Origin of the sequence: Pseudopontixanthobacter vadosimaris (assembly GCF_012979275.1) — a bacterium.
Lineage (GTDB): Bacteria > Pseudomonadota > Alphaproteobacteria > Sphingomonadales > Sphingomonadaceae > Pseudopontixanthobacter > Pseudopontixanthobacter vadosimaris.
Window position 1 is genome coordinate 1 of record NZ_JABASZ010000019.1, and the last position, 18684, is coordinate 18684.

Consider the following 18684-nt stretch of genomic DNA (forward strand, 5'->3'; position numbering starts at 1 on the left):
AGGCATCGGAGCATCCTCCAATAAAGGCAATTAAATATTGCATCGTGCGAATCAGATTCGGTAAACATACTAAATAGACATGACGCCACGAGCAATATAGGCGGCCAGTATCGGTTTCTAAGTTCAGCTATAGTAGCTGTTGATCCAGATATGCCTCCAGACCATTGCTCGTGTCTGGAGGTATATTTGTTTTGCTTGATATTACAATATTCGATGGCGCTCGACGGGTCGAGCCACATGTTGTGCAGTTTGCATGGTCCAACCTCTGCGATTTATTCGAGGAGGCGAGTGTTCAGTCTTGGACCCGTGCCGCCAAGCTGGATCGCATCGCCTATGTGCCCGGCCACGTCGATGGCCGCCGCGCTGCCGAGAACGTTCGGCATCTTTCTTTCGGCAGCTACGACATCGATCTTGAGGAGTGTGACCGTCGATATGTCAGTTTTGCCGAAATGCGGAAGCGCCTTGATGCCGCTGGCTTGGCATACATTCTTGCCACATCAACGAAGTCCCTTACTGCTGCCCACCGTTATCGCCTGATCCTACGCTTTGATCGCACGATCTTGCCCGAACAGCATTCGGCTTCTTGGAATCACGTCAACGAACAGTTTGGCGACATTTTCGACCCGTCGACACACGATTGTTCGCGCCTCTCGTTCTTCCCGGCGCGGTGGGAAGGCCACCCTGTCGACACCAGTGGCCGGGCGATGTTAGATTGGCCCGTCGACAACGCCTTTCAGGCGTTCGCGTGCAGCCGCGAAGGTGCACCATTCCCCTTTCCCGAATTCTCAACGACATCAGTTTGCTGGAACACGTCTGTACGTGCGCCGAGAACACGAGCGCATGTGGCGGTTCCTGAACCAAAAAACATTTCTCAATCTGCGCAGAATTTGCTGAATGAGTGTGCGGCAATAGTCCCACCGAAGAATTCACTGGGCTACGCACTCGCCACCAACCCGAAGAACGCCTTCTACGTTGGATCGGAGCCCTTCGGCCATGTGCAGGGCGGCAGGATGTTTCGCTTCCTCTGCCGAGTGGCGGCGCGGGCTCTTCGACGCAGACTTCCGCTGAATGCTGACCTGCTTTTCGATCTTGCGACGGCGGTGAACGAAGTCGAGGGTGGTCCCCCTCGTCCCGACCTTCGACGAGAGGTTCACCGGGCACTCGCGAGGCAAGCAGAACTTGTTACCGGTGCTCACCAATCGCACTGAACAAACGGAAAACGGCCCGGTGAAGTGGCGCACACCGGGTGCAGAACAACGCGCCAATTTGGATCAACGCTAACCATGGAAAACTATGAACATCATTTGGCCGCCAACTCTGTCGACGCGGTTATCTCACTTTTTGCAGCCGCATCATCTGGCTCGATTCGTCCGGCCGATCTGCTGGAAAGCCTCACCTCACCACTGGAAGCGGAAGAACTGCAACGTCTTCGCAACTGGGCAATGAGCAAAGGCTGCGCCGCCAAGGAATTCGACAGTGCGGTTCGCCGCTGGAAGCTAAAACTGGAACTCGGTCGGGTGCCATCGCACGAACGAGATTTTATCGAGGCTTTCGCAGCTTCCCGTGAAATTACACCCACCTTCGACGGCAGCCTTTCTCTTCCGCAGAATGGCCAGAACTTCTCGCTCGACTATACGCGCGTGCACTTCGAACGCGACGCACTCCTCACCAATGCTCGCCTTCATGCTGGGTTCGACAAATCGCTCATTCGACCCGCTATCGATCAGTGGCTCAACGACGCGAAGCGCGATCATCTTGCTCGCGTTTGGGATCGGGTCGATGCGCCGAATGCTGATCGATGCGAGCAGGAGTGGGCCGCACTCGCAGTAGCCCTCGCCGACACACGTCGTGTATCCAAGGGCTATGCAGCGGCATTGTTCAAGAAGTTCATCTGGCAGGTGAAACGCAAGATGAAAGGGCTTCCCATCACCGATCATCTCATGCTGGTCCTCACCGGGCCACAAGGAAACGGGAAGTCGACGCTGGTTACAAAGCTGCTGGAGCCGGTGAAAGGATGCGAGCGCAAGGTCACTTTCGGTGAGATCACCGACGCGCGGAACATCGAGATGTGGTCGAGCTACGTGCTGTTCGCCGATGAGATGGAAAAGGCGGCGAAAACAGATGTCGAGGCGATCAAGAATGCCATTACCACCGACACGCTCAGCCGCCGAATTCTTGGATCGGGATCGATGACCACCGTCAGCCAGTGCGCCACTCTCATTGGCGCGACGAACGGTTGTTTGGGATCAAACATCAGAGATGCGACCGGAATGCGGCGCTTTGGGCCTCTTCCGACGCTGCGAAAGCCCTGTGAGTCAGGCAGAACAGTAGACCGCGAGATCATCAATCGAACAGATTTTGCTGCCCTTTGGCAATCTGTTCAAATTGACGATCCCGATCCTATGCTTGAGTTCCATAATGAACTTGATGGCTTGCAGGAGGAGGAGCGCGAGAAGTCCTCTGCCGAACTGTGGCTCGACGGTTTGCGCATTCAAACCATCAGCGGGTGGCATTTTGAGAAAGACGGCAGCATCAAAGCGGATAAGCTCTTCGCCCTTTTCCGAGTGTTTGAGGCGGAGAACTGCCCCGGACCGCTCAAGCTTTCGGTTCAGCAGTGGGGCCGAGAAGTAGCCAGATTGCTGGACGCTAACCCTGACCATGCCAAATTCACGAAGAAGCGATCGAAAGAAGGAATACGATATGTTCCCGTACAAGAAATGAGGCTGTCTGATCAGACCATCATTGACCTTGGCAATGCTCGCCGGAAGGCGGGCTGAACGTCTCAAATCCAAGAGGCGCGCCGCGTCCTGCAAAGCGGCGCGCCTGAGGGCCACGCCTAACAATTGTCCCCATGATCGGTGTTCTGCGTGGATCGCGGCAAGCACGACCAAAGGTTCGCAGCACGTCCATCCCTTTGCGACAAGGCTTCTTCGCCTTACGGCAGACTGGAAACTGAACAAATGCGACGGGTGTCAGAACCATGAAGCCGCGCTAGCCTGCGCGTTTTACCATCGCTCACGCGACCAGCGGCGCGGCTTCGTTCTTGATACGAAGTTCCGCCGAGCGCACGTAGTCGGGGTCAATCTCAATTCCGATGAAGTTGCGCCCTTCGCGCAAAGCCGCCACTCCCGTCGTGCCGCTACCTGTGAAAGGATCGAGAACGACCTGAGCAGAGGTGGCTGCAATTGCCCTTTGGGCAAGCTCAACCGGGAATGGCGCGGGGTGTGGGTTATTTCGTTCTGGCTGAATATCCCAGACGTCTTTCCCACGTGTTGTACCACCATTCAGGCGGAAATCGGGCTTGGCAAAAACGACAATCCATTCATGCGTCGGTACGAAGAACGAGCGACTGAAGTTATGTCCGCTCCCGCGATTCCAGATCACGATTTGGCGCAGAGGCAAGTCGGGGTTGAGATCGAGCGGCGTTTGCAGCACCCCCTTTTGGACCCGTGGTTTGTGATTGTAAAAAATCGCACCTTGTGGGCTCAAAAGCCGCCAGCACTCAAGCAACACCTCCTTCTGCCACGCGATGTAATCGGCAGGCTTGCGGGCATCGTCGTAACTCGCATAGCCGTCTGCCAAGGCTGCATTCTGCCACAAGCTGTTCGAAAACCCTCCGCGATTCCAGCCCAAGTTATATGGCGGCGATGTCACGATGAGATCGACGGATTCGGATGGCAGCGTCTTCATCACATCAAGGCAGTCACCAGTATGGAACGTGTGAGTGGTGCCGTTTAGCTTGAGAACGGCGGCAGATTTCAGATTGTCGTTGGTGCCCGCAAGGGTGGTCGCTGATCCGCTGTTGGCAGCAGCGATCGACTGCATCACCTCGAGACAGTCGCCGTGATGCAGCACGGGCAAATGAGACGACTTGAAATTGTCATTGGCGGTTTCGGTTTTGCTCGTGTGGGGCTCCGAAAGCTGCTGCGTTGTAGCAGAATTTGGTGCCGGCTTCCCCTTTGCAGGAGATGGGTTACGATTCTTTGAGGCACGGGTTCCTGCGAGGTTCTTTTTGCGCCAGCGTTCGGGCTTTGCCGCCGTCTCGATGATCTTGTCATGCACAGAAGCAAGCTTACGCATGCGGTTGTAAACGGTGCCTTCTGCGATCTTGTGGCCATTGCCGATGAGGCTTGCCCGCACCTGAGCGGCGGTTGACCAGTCTGCGTTGAGGGTGGCGAGGAGTTCCTCGTCTGTGATGCGGCTCATTTTCGTCTGAGCGCAGAGATCAAATGACGCTGCGCGCTGAGTAGATTTTTCCACCTCGTCGGATGGCTGATCCTCTTCTGGTGCCTCCACAAGTGTTAGGAGTCCATTGCGCATGCGGTTAAGCTCTGCCCGTGCCGTCTGAGCCTCCTGTTTGGCTTCGGCGAGTTCAGTGGCGATGGCCGCCCCGAGGGACTGCAAAACTTCAGAAATTGGTTGAGACATTCGTACTCTCCTGCGTTGTTGATGGAGGTACTTGTCCCATATTTCGGGCGGTTCATCGATCGTCTGGGGGCGCAAGCCCCGGTCTACACGTCCAGCGTTGACCTCGGTGCAACCCTCGGTTTTGAGGGGGTCGGGGGACGGAAATGACTGACACTACTCGCTATTACTCACTGCTGGCTCGGCAGGAAGATAAACTCAACTATGCGCCTGACGTGCGTCGCGCGTTCGAGACCGCCGTCATTGAATTAGGGCCCAATCCCTCGCGAACGGGATTGGCGCGCTGGCTTACCGAGCGCGGCACGAAGCCGAGCGCAAATTCCAAACGAACGGTGAAATGGACGACGCAGACGGTCACCGACTGGCTGATGTTTGACGGAATCGAACCGACTGATGCAAACATCCGCGCCTTTGAGGAGGGACTCACTCACTGCAACAAGTCGGCGAGAAATAAGCTGATCAGAAATGTGGGATTCCGGGTTTCTGCAATGTCCACATGGAGGCGCGTCGAGGAAACAGTGCGCTGGTTGCGCGGTGACGAACGGCACGCCTTCGACGAGAAACAGTTGATGCTTCACCTGACGAGGATAGCGGAAACCGCCGCGAGTCTTCGTGCAGCCCTACGAATACCTTATTATTGAAAAAGAACGAGCCGGGCCTCGTCCATATCGTAGCGATATTTGATAATTGATCCGTCGCGGATTCGTTCAACTGCCTCGTCAATCGCACCGAGCGGCACGAGGAACCACTCACGCGGTTTGATCATCGTTCCAAAGCGATCAGGTATCTCCAGATCAAGTTGGGCCGCGCCGAACACTCGGTGAATGAGCTTCTCAAGCTTCGTTCGGTTGATGTTGAACAAGCGATACTGGGCGACGATCTCAACGTTTGCCATGAGGAAGGTCGGCTGAAGGTGAGCGCCCGCAATGCGCTTCTCGACCTTCATGTTAGTCACACCGATTTTATGCACTAAGTCCCGGTGCTCTGCGACGACTGGATGGTCAGACTTGCTGCGCAGGACATAGATGATGCCGCTTGCCTCATCGCCCTCGTCCACCTTCCCTGAGAATAGCGGTCCAGCTTCGGGCTCCGTGATCCGCCTGCCGGCATCGTCCTTGTTTAACGCGCGTTGCAGCGACCGTATGAGCATGTTGCTCTGGGTCCCGTTGTCGAAGATTACCCTGAGGCGGGCATCCGAACGACCCTGCGGGTTCGTGAAGATTTCTCCCATCTCTGCAACGAGAGCGGTTTGCCCGCCAACAATGAAGAAAGCGCTGGGACGAATCTCGGCCTTAACTTCGAACGGGCGGGTTTCTCTCGCTCCTGTCTCAAGCTCCTGTTGAACCTGATCGAAGAGCGGTTTGAACTTGGCAAAGTCCTCGCACTTCTCGCGCAGCGCAATCTCATCGGCTGCGCGGCGCTCTTCAGCTGTCGGCACGTGCCTTAACACACGGATGTCTTCCTCACCTGTGGGCTCTACGCCAAGCTGGGCAAGCAGCGCATCATCGTCGATCTCGACTTCAGAAACCGCATCTTCTCTTCGCGCATCGAGAAGCGACGGTTTGTCCAATCCCGCGAGAAGCTCACGGCAATCTGCGAGTGCGCGGAGCCGATCAAGGCGCACTGCGTAAAGGCGTTCGAAGATATCACGATCTTCGCCATGCTGCGGAGCGCGTCCATGCTCTTCGCAAAATCGAACGATATCTTCAAATCCTGCGATGATCCGCTCTTCGCGAGGGGTGTAGGTGCGCGCCTTCTGCTGTTCGATCTCCACGCCAAGTTCGGCGAGAAGCTCGTCATCGGTTAGATCAACCATGGGAAGCCTGTGCCTTGTAACGAGCGAATGCCGCAACCCCTTCGGCCATCCTCTTTTCCCATGCATCTTGAGAGGTGATTTCGGGTAACCTTCCGCGCTCCTTTTTAAAACGCAACGCGCGCTCTGCAAGATTACGGGCTTCCTCAGGCGAAATCTTGACCTTCTTCGCCGAGATGACCGACTGCACCTGCTTGAGAACGCTCTCGTTCATCGACTTGGCCAACACCGCGTAGGCCGCCTCGAAGGGATTGATGCTGTCGATGAGATCGATATCGAGATCGCGAACATCCATGGCAAATTTGCGCACGCCGTCGATTAGGGCCGTGTTGACCTTCTCTTCGCCATCCTTGCCGGTTCCAAGCCCGCTGGCGATTTCTTTCGCCTTCTGGGTGAGGTTGAGAGCCGCAATTGCGTGCTGCCGCACGGACTCCTGATCTGAATCGCTCAACTCTGGGTAACGGTCGCGGACGATCTTGCCCATCTTCAATTGGGTGAGTTCCTGCGGGACCGTTTCCTCGTTGAACATTCCCTGTTCGAGGTTATTCTTGTCCTGCACGAACTGGGTGATCACCTCATTCAGGTCTTCCTTGCAGATGCGCTGGGCCTCATCGCTCTTGGGCTCAACCAGTCCCTTGATCTCGAAGTGAAGCTGACCCGTGGCTTCGCGCACGCCGACGTTAGTCTCGCCTTCTTTGTAGCCATCAGGGCCGTAATCGAAGTCGTCGAGCGGACCAGTATCCTTCGGCGTAAAGGTAAAACGCGGCGCGAGCACCTGCTCCATGAGCAGACTGGCGGCGATGGCTTTCAGCGTATCATTGATGGCACCGACCACCGCAGCCTCCGAAGCGTCGGGTTCGGCGATCAGGTTGGTGAATGTCGCGCTTTCCTTGGTGGGAGCGTCGCGGGTTGCGCGTCCGATGATCTGGATGATCTCGGTGAGACTGGAGCGATAGCCTACGGTCAGCGCGTGCTCACACCAAATCCAGTCGAAGCCTTCCTTCGCCATTCCGAGCGCGATGATGATGTCCACATGATCGCGGTCGTTCTTATGAGCAGGGTCTTTGAGGGCATTCAGCACTTTACCGCGCTGTGATGCGTCGCTGTCATCCACGAGATCAGCGATCTTAATTACTCCGCCATCGGGGAGCTTCACATGATGGAACCCAGTCTGAGGATCGGCACCTTGCCACTCCCCCAGATAGTCCATGATCTCGTTCACCTCTTTTATCTTGTCCTTCGTGCTTTCGCGCGAATTGACCGAAGGTATGTGCACGATGGTTTTCTTGGACGGGTCGAGCACCGCCTCAATCGCAGTGAGGTAGCGACCGGTGTAGAAGAAATAGCCAATGTTGAGCGCTTTGAGATGCTCGTAGCCGTTTAATTGCTCGTAGTAGGTGTAAGTGACCGTTTCAAACTTGGCCTCGTCCTCTGGAGTGAGGACCGGCACCGCATCTCCCCGGAAGTAACTTCCAGTCATTGCAACGATGTGTGCTTTGTCGCGGCGGATGAACTCGGCAAGATTTCTCCCGAGCCGGTTGTCCTCACTAGCCGACACATGGTGGAATTCGTCCACCGCGATCAGCCGGTTGTCGAAAGGGTCTACGCCAAGCTGCTCGACTGCGAAGCGGAAGGTCGCGTGTGTGCAGACCAGCACTTTGTCGTCGCTGGCGAGGAACTGCCCCACAGCCTTGATCTTGGACGGATCGACGCGCTCCTCATTCGGTCCCGGTGCATTGCAAAGGTTCCATTGCGGCTTGACCTGCCAATCCGACCAGAAGCCGAAGTTGGAGAGCGGCTCGTCCATGAAGGACCCACCGATAGACTTCTCGGGCACGACGATGATCGCCTGCTCAAGACCCTGATTGTGCAGCTTGTCGAGTGCGATGAACATCAGCGCGCGGGATTTGCCCGATGCAGGCGGAGACTTAATCAGCAGATGTTGCTCGCCGCGCTTGGCGTAAGCACGTTCCTGCATGGGACGCATGCCCATCTCATTGGACTTCGTGGAAGCGCCCGTCCGAGCAGTCTGGAAGGAGACGGCGGGAATTGGCTTGGGAGTGGTCATTGCGGCCCTTCATGTTTCTCAACAAAGGCAGCCACGCTGCCGTAGGTTTCCTTCACGCGCGTCTGCACCTTGCGCATCATGTCGGAGCCGCGTTCCGGCTATGCCCCAGCCAGATCACCACCGGTCGGTCGGCTTAGCGGATGCCGGTGCGGCTATCGCAAGCCCGAGAGCTACCGCGATTGATCCAACTCTGATTTTCATGCCTCCCTCCGCAGCTTCTTCGTTTGCCCGCTCAATCCGCTGTCCTAATCAAAACACGATCAAAACTCGATCCAAACCAAATTTGCGCACTTTCCAAAGGGAAACTCTCTTTCTTCCCGTTTTCAAAGCGGCTTTCGACGCTCGGAATCAAAACACGATCAAAACTTTCTAAGAACTAAGCCCAATGCGGGACATATCCAGCACGAGGATGATCTGGGTCTGCGGGACGAATTTGCCCTTCATCCTGAGCCATACGGATAACCGCTGAAGCTTGCGAAGCGTTGTGTTCCGCAATCCCAAATCGCTCGCGCAAGCTTGAATTTGTCATCCGTTCACCGCTGACATATTTGAGCGCCGCGTGCTGGTAACAGGCGCGCACACGTTCTTCCTGCGTCATATCGGCAAAGCGGCGCGGCGCGAACAGCGTGGCGCGCACAGCGGCATCGACATTCTGAAAATCGGGTGGGGGCAGTTGGTGCAACTCTGCGGAAGCCAGAACTTTATCGATCCCAGTTTCCTGCTCCTCACACAACCGCATCCGACGCATCAGCGATGCGAGAGCTTCGTTCCGCGACCGTGGTGGCGAATCGAGGAACCTATCCGGGCTGACCAAGGGCTCGCCCGGATTAGTGATCTCAAGCCGATCCTTGAACAACTCGACCAACGGTCCAGCCCCCGTGATCGTCATATCTTGGTGGATCAAAGCGTTCGCGATCAACTCACGAATAGCTATCGAGGGATAGAGTGGCTCCTCCTCCCTGAAAGCCTTACCGATATGTTCATTGCTGGGCAGCAAGCCATCAATATAATCGACGAGACCAGAAAAACCGCAGGCATAGCCCTTCTGCCCATCACGGCGATGCGTCACCTTGGTAGCGCGGTTGTTCCCCTCATATGCGACGAACCGGACGCCCTTGCGCGCGATTGAAGGTGAAAAGTCTGCCAACTGCTTAGCAAACAGGATCGCGCCGAGATTGGTGATATTCCACTTGCCTCCAACATCGGCCTCAATCAGCCGGTCGGCTTTCAGCCGGTCGAAAATACCCTCACGGTTATCGGGTAATGGCTGACCGGTAAGTTCAAAATAGCTGGTGTGATCGAGCTTCGCCAGCACCTCGTCACTGCTCTGGAACTGGGCAGCGACGCCGCTTTCCCAAGCGTAGGGTTGCAGCTTTGACCATAAAAGCTTTTGTCGCTCTGGGTGATCCGCAAGGCGCGGCGTTGCGCTTCCGATCCGGATGAAGGCCGTTCGGTCAAAACCCACCGGGCTAGTGGCCGCAGCGGGGATCGCCAGCAGGATGAGGCGATGGCCCTTGTAGTCGAGACTCTTGAACTCAATGGCAATCGCCGGTTGGAGATGCTGGCTCAGCCACAATTCAAGCGGTTGATCCTTGTGCTTGGCAGCAGAAGGCTCGAAGCTTGCGCCGACAGGCTCGTGATCGCCATCCCGAATGCCCCAAACGACATAAGCATAGTGCTGGTCCGCTAGCCGTGCCGAATTGGAAAGTGCCGAAACCAGCTTACCGATCATTTCGGCATCGTGCTTGTTCTCTTTGAACTCAACCCAAGTGGTCTCGGCGGGCAGCGCCCGCAAATCATCGATAAGGGCAAGCTGACGCGCCTGCTCTTGAGGCGGCGGCGGGGGAGGCGTAGTATCATCGTTCATGCCGACGCCTTCTTACCGGTGATGTTGAAAGACTTCGCAGGCTCTCCGACGAGGACGTGGATCGATTTGAACGACGTCATTCAACCACCGTCATCGGGATGTAGACCTTGTTTCGGCTCTTGTTGATTACGTTGTTGCCAACCTGAGTGACGACGCCGGGGTAGCCGTCACGTAGCGCGCGTCCGAGCGCCTTTCCGCTATGGCGAAGTTCCAGTTCGTTAGTCTCCCTCATTACCATCACTCGCCCGTTCTTTATATCCCGCAGATGGCCATGAGCATGGGCATAGTAGCGTGCGCAGGCTACATCCCGAGCCAATACGATCATCTTTCGATCAGCGGTATTGTAGACGTAGAACACACGGAGGTCTTCCCGCCTCTCGTTACATTTCACACGAAACGCTATGAACCGCTTAAGGTCGGCAGCAGCCTCGGCATCTAAGTCCGCGACGACTTGATCAAGGTCCGCAACGGTTGGCTGCCTAGACAGGGCGATCCACATGAGCTTCACTCGCACTCTTTGATCATCCAGATCAACTGAGTCGTATTTGTCGTTTTCTCCCGTGAACTGCATACCGCGAGCCATCTCGATCAAATCATCTACGGACTTTTTGATCTGGCTCATGCAGCTTCCCTTTTGCCGGTCATCTTCGTGTAGAGTTCGAACAGTTTTTCAAGGCGTTCTGTATCGTTGCGGAAGCGGCGACCGATGTAGATGCGTTCGAGCACCTCGTCGTTTTCCTCATGCGCGCGGCGGAGGTCTTCGGGCATGGCTTCGGGATCGTAGAGGTCGGCGATGGTCGCGGGGAAATGCGCCTCGCGGGTGAGGAGGATATTCTCGGCACAATGGGTGAGATCGGCCTTGTTCTGCTCAGTGAGCTTGGGAAGTGGAAAGGTGTTCCAGCATAGCGTATTGGCATACGAAAGCCTCATCTCAAGGCGCGCTGAAATAGCCCCGACCCAAACCCAATGCAGGCGCGATGCAATCAACGCAAAGTTCCAAAGTGGCGCGTCGCAGATAGCGAAGTTTCGATCCCCAACGATGCTTTGCTCATCTTGGAAATCAACGGGTAGGACATCCCGATTTTCAGATGTGACGCGCGGCACAATGATGACGTTGGTCGTGCAGATACCCTGAATCTGACGGAACTTGTGTCCGAACTTCGCCCACTCTCTCGTTGAGGCAGCACTACTTTCGGAGCGCATCTGACTTACACCCTCAATGCGGTCTGAAATCTGCTTTATCTGCTTGGCTTCTGATAGTTCGTTGTCTTCAATCCAGAGACAGTATCGCGACAGACCATTGATCAGTTCTTGGGCACCGACGAACCTTCTAATGTATGTCGAACTCCTTGCCTCAACCTCTTCGAGCGCGCTCTTCTCGTCGCGTGTCAGGAGAAGATGGCCTCCATCGGTCGGCATATTGCCTCGGATCATATATCCTCGATCATCCAAGGGTCGGGAGATTGGTTCCACAATGACACGCTCGCCGGGGATCAAATACGCGTTGAGAGAGGACACCTCCTTCTGCGTGTAAGAGCCACCCTCGTCCGCTGAATACAGGCGGACAGTTCGACTACCGTCGGTATTCCGGCAACCGACGACAATGACGGTTACACCTGCATTGTTCGAAGCCAAGTTTGCCCATTTGAAGGAGGTGTGGGCGAAAAATATGTCGGACCCCGCACGATAGATTATTGGCCAAAGTATTGGAACCTGCTCGCCCTGACAGATCGAATTGGTAGCGACGAAGGCGAATGCGCCTTCTTGAGCACGAAAAAAGTCAGCAGCCTTTTTAAACCAGCAATCGACAAGGTCCAGCGAGCGCCAAGTCTTCGTGAGGTCGGCGAAAATGTGACCGACCTCGGCCTTCTGATCCGCCGTCTGCTTCGAGCTACCCGCATACGGCGGATTTCCGCAAATATATGTCTCCCCACCCTCATTCTCGAAGTCGATCTCCGACTGATCCAGAGGTGTTTCGAACAGGTCATCGCCGCGCACCTTCACACCCGTCCCGATCGGCGGGCAGATGCTCAACCAGTCAAGCCGCAGCGCATTGCCGCAGGTGATCCAATTTTCGGAATCAAGGGGCAAGAACTCGGCCAGCGCCTCCTTCTGTCCGCGATAGAGGACATCTGACTGATATTCGGCGATGATTAGCGCAAGGCGGGCGATCTCGGCAGGAAAGTCTCGCAGTTCGATGCCTCGAAAATTAGTCAGCGGAATTTCGGTCTTGCGGTCGGGCTCACCGCGCCGCTTGTTGATCGCAGCCTCGATCCCCCGCATCTCCTTGTAGGCGATAACGAGGAAGTTGCCGCTGCCGCAGGCTGGATCGAAAACTCTTATTTTCGCGATCCGATTACGCAGGTTGAGAAGCTTGCGCGAATTCTCGCCCGCCTCTCCAAGCTTGGTGCGCAGATCATCGAGGAACAACGGGTTCAGCACTTTGAGGATGTTCGGCACGCTGGTGTAATGCATGCCGAGCGCGCCGCGCTCTTCATCATCGGCGACAGCCTGAATCATGCTGCCGAAGATGTCCGGGTTGATCTTCGTCCAGTCGAGATTGCCGATGTGGATGAGGTAGGAACGGGCGATCTTGCTGAAACGCGGAACATCAGTGCTACCCGAGAACAGATTGCCGTTCACATAGGGGAAGCCGGATGCCCAGCGTCCGATACCCGCAGCATCGCGCTCATCATGCTTGGTGTTCATCGCGCAAAATAGCTCGCTGATGACCTCGGCGGTGTTGTCCGCTCCTCCTGCGCTCATTCGTTCGACGGTCTGGGTGAACCCGGAGGTGACGGGGAAAATGTCAGTATCTTCGGCGAAGAAGCAGAAGATCAGCCGCGCCATAAAATGATTCATATCTGTGCGGCGTTCTGGACTTGCCCATTCGGGATTATCTTGAAGCAAAGTCACATAGAGCTTGTTGAGCCGACCGGTTGCCCGGATGTCGAACGAGCTTTCGCGTATCTGCTGGACCGTGGTAATACCCGCCAGCGGCAGGAAGAAGCCGAAGTGGTTCGGGAAGTCCGCATAATCACAAGCGACGGTCTCACCGCTGGTCAGGTCTTCAGCTTGAAATTCCTCCCCATCGGTCGCGAGAATGAACTTGGCTTTGTTGCTGGCGGTCTTGGGGCTGTCGCGCAGAGCAGTGAGTGTCTGGCCAACCGCCCCTCTACCGCAGGTGGCGATGTGGATGTTGCTGCGCTGGAGAACGCCGCCTGTAAGATCAGACTGATTGGTGTTGCCCTTCCGCAGCCGGTCAACTGTCGTCTTCTTGTTGCCGAATGCAGCGAGAAAGTGGAAGGGGAAATCTGCTCGTTCGAATGGCTCCGAAGCGAGTTGCGATACGGCTTCTTCAATCTCGACGGGGTTCATGAGTCCACCTTAGGAGACTATTTTCTCAGAGCCAAGAAGTCGAACGGTGACAGCGTGGAGCGGCGCACCGCAACAAAGTTGGCGAAGGCGAGCGTGAACGCGTAGATCGTCGGCATGCAAGAACTCATACGCCAGCACCTGCAAAGCCTACAGCGACACGACCTTGCGCTCCTTCTGAGCGTATCACGAGTGTTAATCTGCGAAGTCGAAATTGACGACTGGCTGGGCGACCTCACCGAAGAGAAAGTGGTAGTACGCGCCCCGAAACTCGTCGCGCAAGCGATTGAGGCGCTTCCTCCTTCTGACAAAAAGCGGATCGCCAAAGCCGCAATGGCATGTCAGCCGTTCGCGAAAGTGCACGAAAGCCTTAAATCCGTGCCGCTCGATGAACCGACGCAGGGAGCCGTGGCCCTCCTGTCCGAGCTTCTAATCCATCGCTCAATGATGATCTCGGTCGCGACCGGCGGCGAGCGCATTCAGGACGTAAACGACTACTACATCGCTCGCGAAGCGAGAATCCGCAGCAGACTTCCCGATGATATTCTCTACGACAATCCACATGAAGACCTGTGGGCATGGTATCACCACTGGCGAGAGCATTTCGGCAGCTACGCTGAACGACGACAATATGTTCGGAGGCTGTTTCAGTCCGCAATTTCGGAAGTCGCAACTCGACCGGCGTTTTCAGAGCCGCAGCGGGAGCCGACGGGCTGGGAACGCGTGGATCGCACCCTTGCAAAGGCGCGAGAGCGGCTTGCCTCAGCGTCTGCTGAGGAGGATTATCAAAGCATTGGACTACTGTGTCGCGAGGTGCTGATTTCTCTGGCCCAAGCTGTCTTCGACCCAGAAATTCACGACTCAGACGATGGTGTAAAGCCCAGTTCGACAGACGCGAACCGCATGCTCGAAGGGTATATTGCTCACGCTTTTCCGGGAGCGAGTTACAAAGAAGTGCGCGCCCATGCACGCGCATCACTCGCTCTGGCGCTCAACCTTCAGCACCGCCGCACTGCCACTCAGCAACTTGGTTCTTTGTGTCTGGAGGCCACGTCTTCAACTACGGCGGTCATCGCTATCATTGCACGTGCTCCCAGATAAGCGGCGGCTTCGTGTCACTGCCTTAGATTTGCTGAGCCAAGCAGTTTATGCAACCGCCGCTCGCCCTGAAAGACGGCGAGCGCCTCGACGAGTGCGACTCCATTCCCTCCGTGGCGTGCACCCGCCCCCCGCGACCTAAATAGTCGATGGAAAATACATCATTCGCCGAACGCTTGAGTTCATCCCCTCAATTCCGAGCCTTGCTCGAACGCACCAACTTTCCAATCTCTGCAACCATAGAGACTGACGCCGACCTACGGGATGTGGGGCTGGCTTACATCTCGTCAGGTCAGATGCGGAGCCGATGCTTCCGCTCGATCCGCGCCCGCGATTACAAAGTGCTCTGGTTGTTTAACGACGAAAAAGATGCCGAGCAGTTTCGCGACAGGTTCGGCGGAACTGATGCGGCGGAAGTTTCGCTGCACGACTGGAATAGTGCTTTCAGAGCTACGTCCGAGTAGCTCCCTCAAGCTCTCACGTCTGCGAAGGACTGACGAAGGCCCTGTTGTGCCGAGGCAAGACAGCATCGTTTCTCAAATTGGCAGAAGCCGGCTTCTAAACCAACCAAAAAACCTGTATACTGCTACAAGCTAATGAAAGGAGGTGTCGATTACTGAAACTCGAAACTGGGCCATCAAGCAAATATCTCAGTTGGACCTACTCTGTCCGGGGATCGCCGGTCATTTTCTTCGGTCAAGTCATGAACGAACTCAGGTGCTCTCAGCTTATCTTGCATTCCGCGAAACTGCGGACTTGAATGCCGACGAGACTTACGAACTGCTGCACGCGACGCATGATCGCATTCTATCTCTTGCTTTGAGCGAAGTGCCCCAAGGGTTCCGCTCCGCGCTGAGCCGGGCGACTAAGCGATCGCATCCCCGGGCATTCTACCATCAACTGCATGCCATTCTGTCGAGCGCTGAACCAACTGAACGGCGCGCTTTCTCATATTTGACTGACCTTGATCTTGACCTACTGAGTAGGTGGACAGTGACCCCGCCCGCCATGAGGCGGTGGGATTTCGTCGGCATTTTTGATGATGTCGAAGAGATTGAGGAATTCTTCTCTGCAATAGAAGTTCTTTCAAGTTCCGGCATCTGCAAGACCGTCGTGACGGAGCGCTTTTCAAGCATTCAATCGCGGAAGGCTTTGGCCCAAGCCTTCAATGACCTACTTTCTCAAATCAATTTCCGTGGCTTCCCGATAGCCGGGAATGTCTTCATCTCTCCCGTACGATCAGTTGCAGAGTTGAAAAGGTTGGCACGCATCTTTCGCAATTGCTCAGCCTCCTACACGTATGAGGTTTTGGACGGCAGCAGTTTGTTTTACATCATCAATGAACTTGAGCCGAGGGGCATGGTCCGACTCGAAAAGGAACAAGGGTCATGGGTCATCGCTGACATGGTGGGTCGTTCTAACCAGCCTTTGCCCGAAACTATTGTTGCCGATGTTGCACGATATTTCGAGGCTGCGGGTGTTTCGCGTTCCTCATTGTGCCGCCCCTCGCGGTGGGCTGGGGTGCGGAAGTTTTGTAGGACCAACCCGTAGTGTTAAGCCGTGATCTCTGCGCCAATACCTGCTTTCCGTCGTGTTTGGCGCAATTCTCCCGCGCATAGGCTGCACCAGTCGGCTGATTTCGCAATAGGAAGTGTTTCCTTTCCCCGTCACGCATGTATCGTCGCGAAGCATGAGTGGGGCATCTTACAACGGGTATAGCTGGAAACAGCGAGAGCTAATTCTCAAGGCGTATCGCCGTGGCGAAGCGGGGCCAGATTTCACTTTGGAGGGTAAGCCTTGCGGTCTGTGCGGCGATCCTAACCGAGCGCCGACAGAATGGCATTCGGAGGATTATTCTCAGCCCTTTACGTTCGAGCCACCACAATCTTACCCATTGTGTAAGGCGTGTCACCTTCGGTTGCACAAGCGGTTCAAGCAACCTGCGGAGGAATGGAAACTCTTCTGCCGCCACATCGATGCGGGCGGCTACGGATCAGAGTTCGTTCCAAATTACCCTCTCAAGAGGCGAAGGGAACTGTGCGCGAGGATCGCAGCAGGAGAGTCCATTGAGATCGAGCCGATCCGACCACGTGAAGATGCGACGGGTTGGTGGCGTGAACTGACCCTCGACCCGGAATCCCTCAATGCCCCGTGGGCGAGGCCGAGGCCCTTACGGGCGCGTCCCGATGAAGAGGCCTATCGTGCCGCACTGGAATCCGCTCAGCCGTCCGAACAAGAGTGGGCAATTTTGCACTTTCATGCAGAGGCGTTCCGCAGAACCACAACCATGAGAGAGATCGCGCGCGAGGTGCTCAGATCAGAGCGTCCGCAGACAGCGAACCTTCTGTATGGCAGGTTGGCGAAGCGGATAGGCCAAGCACTGAAATGGAAGCCTGATCCTCGCTCAGATGGGACTCCGTTCTGGATGAGCGTTATCGCTGAAGGGTGGCAGCCACCGAGTAAGAACAGGCATCGGCGAGACTATGAACTTGTGATGGCCCCGATCGTAAGGGCGGTGGTCCTCTCCTGAACCGTTTGCAGGCGTAGGCTTTGACCTATTTTGCGGGCGGAAGAATGGCCCCGTTCGGTGCCTGCTACGATTTTCTGTGCTCATTCCAGAGCGTAGAAGATGCAGGAACTTGGTTCTGGCTGCGAAGGCGCAAATTGGAAAAGAGAGGTTAGCGGGCCGACGGGGTTCGCTTATAGTAGCGTCCTCGTGGCCCCTTATCCGAAACGCGTCCGCGCCCGATCTCCTCGTATGCTGAGCCGAGCCATTCGCGGATCATGCGGTCTATGAAGTCCCATTGCATTCTTTCGATGACCCACGGCTCACTCGCTGTAAGCTTCTGTAGCTGCGGCACGATTACGGACAGAGGAGGCTCGCCCGCATCGGCGACGTGGACGATTTCTTTAGATTGTTCGTAGATAAGGGAAGAAGCTTTTTGACCAAGCGAAGTTGTCCTGAACTCTTCGAGGGAAAAAGGGTTATTCGTCACTTGGGGCGGAGATGGCGAACGATCGTCCAACAATTTGGACAAGAATCGTTCGACCTCTTTGTAGCTGAACTGCTGCGAAGAAAGATTGTCTGGGGCGAACTCGTCCTCGACATCGTCCGCTTTACTATGACCCATGCCTCGGAAGCAGTGCTTCACACCATCAGACCCTTCGATTTGATAGTTTGGAGCATGGCCAATGCCAGTGAGCCCGAAGCGAACATGGGCGATTTCGGACCGACGCGGTCCGAAACCAAGATCAACCATATTGTGCATGACCTTCTTAAAATAGCTGGGATCGGTGACATGCTCCCAAGGAGGTGTGCCTTCGGTCATTGTATTCCTCGTACTTTTAAGCGGAAGATGGAGGTACGCGAGGCCGCCCCAATTCAGAGGCCCCGCTTTACCTTATGCCGATTCGCGGATGTTCGTAGGGAACGAATAGGTCGAGCCGCTGGCGTAGTGCGAATTCAGAGTCTTGGTTACCTTGACACCGCGCGTTTCGTAGCGACCGCCAACATGTTCGATGATGTAGCGGACGATGCGCCCGGTAAGACGCTTCATGGCGTCCTCAAATGCTGCGTCGCCGATTTGGGAAGAGAGCAGCGGTTCGATTCCTGCCACGGGTGGGCGCGAGGATGCCGAGCAAACAGCCCCCACCAACATTGCCACACCTATCCGGGATGTGAGTAGATCGTAGATTTGCTGGCCGACTTCACTCTCGAAGGCTCGGCTATGAGCACCCGCATCAAACTGAGAGTCGAAATTGGAGAGATTAGGATCACGTTGAAGCGCGATATGATCCGGGATGTAGTTGGAAAGCATGTAGGTCTCCTTGCCTGTAGGCATCTGCCGCAAAGGGGCGGCTTGATGGCTCTCAAGAGCAATGCGGTAATAACACTACATAGAAGTCTTTTTCAATAGAAATTTTCAGCAGACGATGAACTGATCGCCACGGCGCATTGGGGAATAGTGCTGCGCGGGGCAGCTAATGCTCATGATTCTGATAGCTCACAGTTCACGTTGGGCTTGTACCCATTGTAGC

The 18684-nt window shown here is 55.7% G+C and carries 14 protein-coding genes; 6 read left to right on the forward strand and 8 right to left on the reverse strand.

Annotated elements, in window-relative coordinates; all coding sequences use genetic code 11:
• Positions 1-191 precede the first annotated feature (191 nt).
• Together HG250_RS04740 and HG250_RS04745 are read left to right on the forward strand one after the other, a co-directional pair.
• Positions 192-1208 (forward strand): hypothetical protein, encoded by a 1017-nt coding sequence (locus tag HG250_RS04740; protein ID WP_170003219.1) that lies wholly within the window; start codon positions 192-194, stop codon positions 1206-1208.
• A gap of 75 nt (positions 1209-1283) precedes the next feature.
• Positions 1284-2777, forward strand: a complete 1494-nt coding sequence (locus HG250_RS04745) for a VapE domain-containing protein (protein ID WP_170003221.1) — start codon at positions 1284-1286, stop codon at positions 2775-2777.
• Positions 2778-3015: 238 nt separating this feature from the next.
• Here the strand turns inward: HG250_RS04745 and HG250_RS12800 are convergent, their stop codons facing one another.
• The gene (locus HG250_RS12800) at positions 3016-4428 is read right to left on the reverse strand and encodes a DNA-methyltransferase (protein WP_205763532.1); all 1413 of its coding nucleotides are present in this window, start codon (positions 4426-4428) and stop codon (positions 3016-3018) included.
• Between the two features lie 143 nt (positions 4429-4571).
• Here HG250_RS12800 and HG250_RS04755 point away from each other — a divergent pair, with 143 nt between their 5' ends.
• Positions 4572-5066, forward strand: a complete 495-nt coding sequence (locus tag HG250_RS04755) for a hypothetical protein (RefSeq protein WP_170003223.1) — start codon at positions 4572-4574, stop codon at positions 5064-5066.
• On the opposite strand, the gene HG250_RS04760 is transcribed toward HG250_RS04755, so the two are convergent.
• The 5 genes from HG250_RS04760 to HG250_RS04780 all read right to left on the reverse strand — a co-directional run bounded on the left by HG250_RS04760 (position 5060) and on the right by HG250_RS04780 (position 13551).
• On the reverse strand, positions 5060-6241 hold the full coding sequence (locus tag HG250_RS04760) for a GIY-YIG nuclease family protein (protein ID WP_170003225.1): 1182 nt from the start codon (positions 6239-6241) through the stop codon (positions 5060-5062). The two genes, HG250_RS04755 and HG250_RS04760, sit on opposite strands and share 7 nt — an antisense overlap.
• A complete protein-coding gene (locus HG250_RS04765; protein ID WP_170003227.1) occupies positions 6234-8306 on the reverse strand; it encodes a DEAD/DEAH box helicase family protein in 2073 nt (690 codons plus the stop codon). Before HG250_RS04765 ends, HG250_RS04760 begins: the two co-directional genes overlap by 8 nt.
• A 376-nt stretch (positions 8307-8682) precedes the next feature.
• Entirely contained in the window at positions 8683-10173 is a 1491-nt protein-coding gene (locus tag HG250_RS04770; protein WP_170003229.1) for an ATP-binding protein, read from the reverse strand.
• Positions 10174-10249: 76 nt separating this feature from the next.
• Entirely contained in the window at positions 10250-10795 is a 546-nt protein-coding gene (locus HG250_RS04775; RefSeq protein WP_170003231.1) for a hypothetical protein, read from the reverse strand.
• Positions 10792-13551: a class I SAM-dependent DNA methyltransferase gene (locus HG250_RS04780; protein WP_170003233.1), complete on the reverse strand. Its 2760-nt coding sequence runs from the start codon at positions 13549-13551 to the stop codon at positions 10792-10794. The genes HG250_RS04775 and HG250_RS04780 overlap by 4 nt, the downstream gene beginning before the upstream one ends.
• Before the next feature lie 114 nt (positions 13552-13665).
• Between HG250_RS04780 and HG250_RS04785 the strand changes: the two genes are divergently transcribed.
• The 3 genes from HG250_RS04785 (at position 13666) to HG250_RS04795 (ending at position 16197) form a co-directional block, all read left to right on the forward strand.
• Complete coding sequence (locus tag HG250_RS04785) at positions 13666-14649, forward strand: hypothetical protein (RefSeq protein ID WP_170003235.1); 984 nt, start codon at positions 13666-13668, stop codon at positions 14647-14649.
• Between the two features lie 146 nt (positions 14650-14795).
• Complete coding sequence (locus HG250_RS04790; RefSeq protein ID WP_170003237.1) at positions 14796-15110, forward strand: hypothetical protein; 315 nt, start codon at positions 14796-14798, stop codon at positions 15108-15110.
• A gap of 142 nt (positions 15111-15252) precedes the next feature.
• The gene (locus HG250_RS04795) at positions 15253-16197 is read left to right on the forward strand and encodes a hypothetical protein (protein WP_170003239.1); all 945 of its coding nucleotides are present in this window, start codon (positions 15253-15255) and stop codon (positions 16195-16197) included.
• 1127 nt (positions 16198-17324) lie between these two features.
• Here HG250_RS04795 and HG250_RS04800 read toward each other — a convergent pair.
• On the reverse strand, positions 17325-17975 hold the full coding sequence (locus HG250_RS04800; protein WP_170003241.1) for a hypothetical protein: 651 nt from the start codon (positions 17973-17975) through the stop codon (positions 17325-17327).
• Between the two features lie 72 nt (positions 17976-18047).
• The gene (locus HG250_RS04805) at positions 18048-18464 is read right to left on the reverse strand and encodes a hypothetical protein (protein WP_240956924.1); all 417 of its coding nucleotides are present in this window, start codon (positions 18462-18464) and stop codon (positions 18048-18050) included.
• Positions 18465-18684 lie beyond the last annotated feature (220 nt).

What these genes read in the sequence shown, in the direction of transcription:
- HG250_RS04745 (WP_170003221.1), top strand. Translation starts at nt 1,284, where the DNA reads ATGGAAAACTATGAACATCATTTGGCCGCCAACTCTGTCGACGCGGTT.
- HG250_RS12800 (WP_205763532.1), bottom strand. Translation starts at nt 4,428, where the DNA reads ATGTCTCAACCAATTTCTGAAGTTTTGCAGTCCCTCGGGGCGGCCATC.
- HG250_RS04755 (WP_170003223.1), top strand. Translation starts at nt 4,572, where the DNA reads ATGACTGACACTACTCGCTATTACTCACTGCTGGCTCGGCAGGAAGAT.
- HG250_RS04760 (WP_170003225.1), bottom strand. Translation starts at nt 6,241, where the DNA reads ATGGTTGATCTAACCGATGACGAGCTTCTCGCCGAACTTGGCGTGGAG.
- HG250_RS04765 (WP_170003227.1), bottom strand. Translation starts at nt 8,306, where the DNA reads ATGACCACTCCCAAGCCAATTCCCGCCGTCTCCTTCCAGACTGCTCGG.
- HG250_RS04770 (WP_170003229.1), bottom strand. Translation starts at nt 10,173, where the DNA reads ATGAACGATGATACTACGCCTCCCCCGCCGCCGCCTCAAGAGCAGGCG.
- HG250_RS04775 (WP_170003231.1), bottom strand. Translation starts at nt 10,795, where the DNA reads ATGAGCCAGATCAAAAAGTCCGTAGATGATTTGATCGAGATGGCTCGC.
- HG250_RS04780 (WP_170003233.1), bottom strand. Translation starts at nt 13,551, where the DNA reads ATGAACCCCGTCGAGATTGAAGAAGCCGTATCGCAACTCGCTTCGGAG.
- HG250_RS04785 (WP_170003235.1), top strand. Translation starts at nt 13,666, where the DNA reads ATGCAAGAACTCATACGCCAGCACCTGCAAAGCCTACAGCGACACGAC.
- HG250_RS04790 (WP_170003237.1), top strand. Translation starts at nt 14,796, where the DNA reads ATGGAAAATACATCATTCGCCGAACGCTTGAGTTCATCCCCTCAATTC.
- HG250_RS04800 (WP_170003241.1), bottom strand. Translation starts at nt 17,975, where the DNA reads ATGACCGAAGGCACACCTCCTTGGGAGCATGTCACCGATCCCAGCTAT.
- HG250_RS04805 (WP_240956924.1), bottom strand. Translation starts at nt 18,464, where the DNA reads ATGCTTTCCAACTACATCCCGGATCATATCGCGCTTCAACGTGATCCT.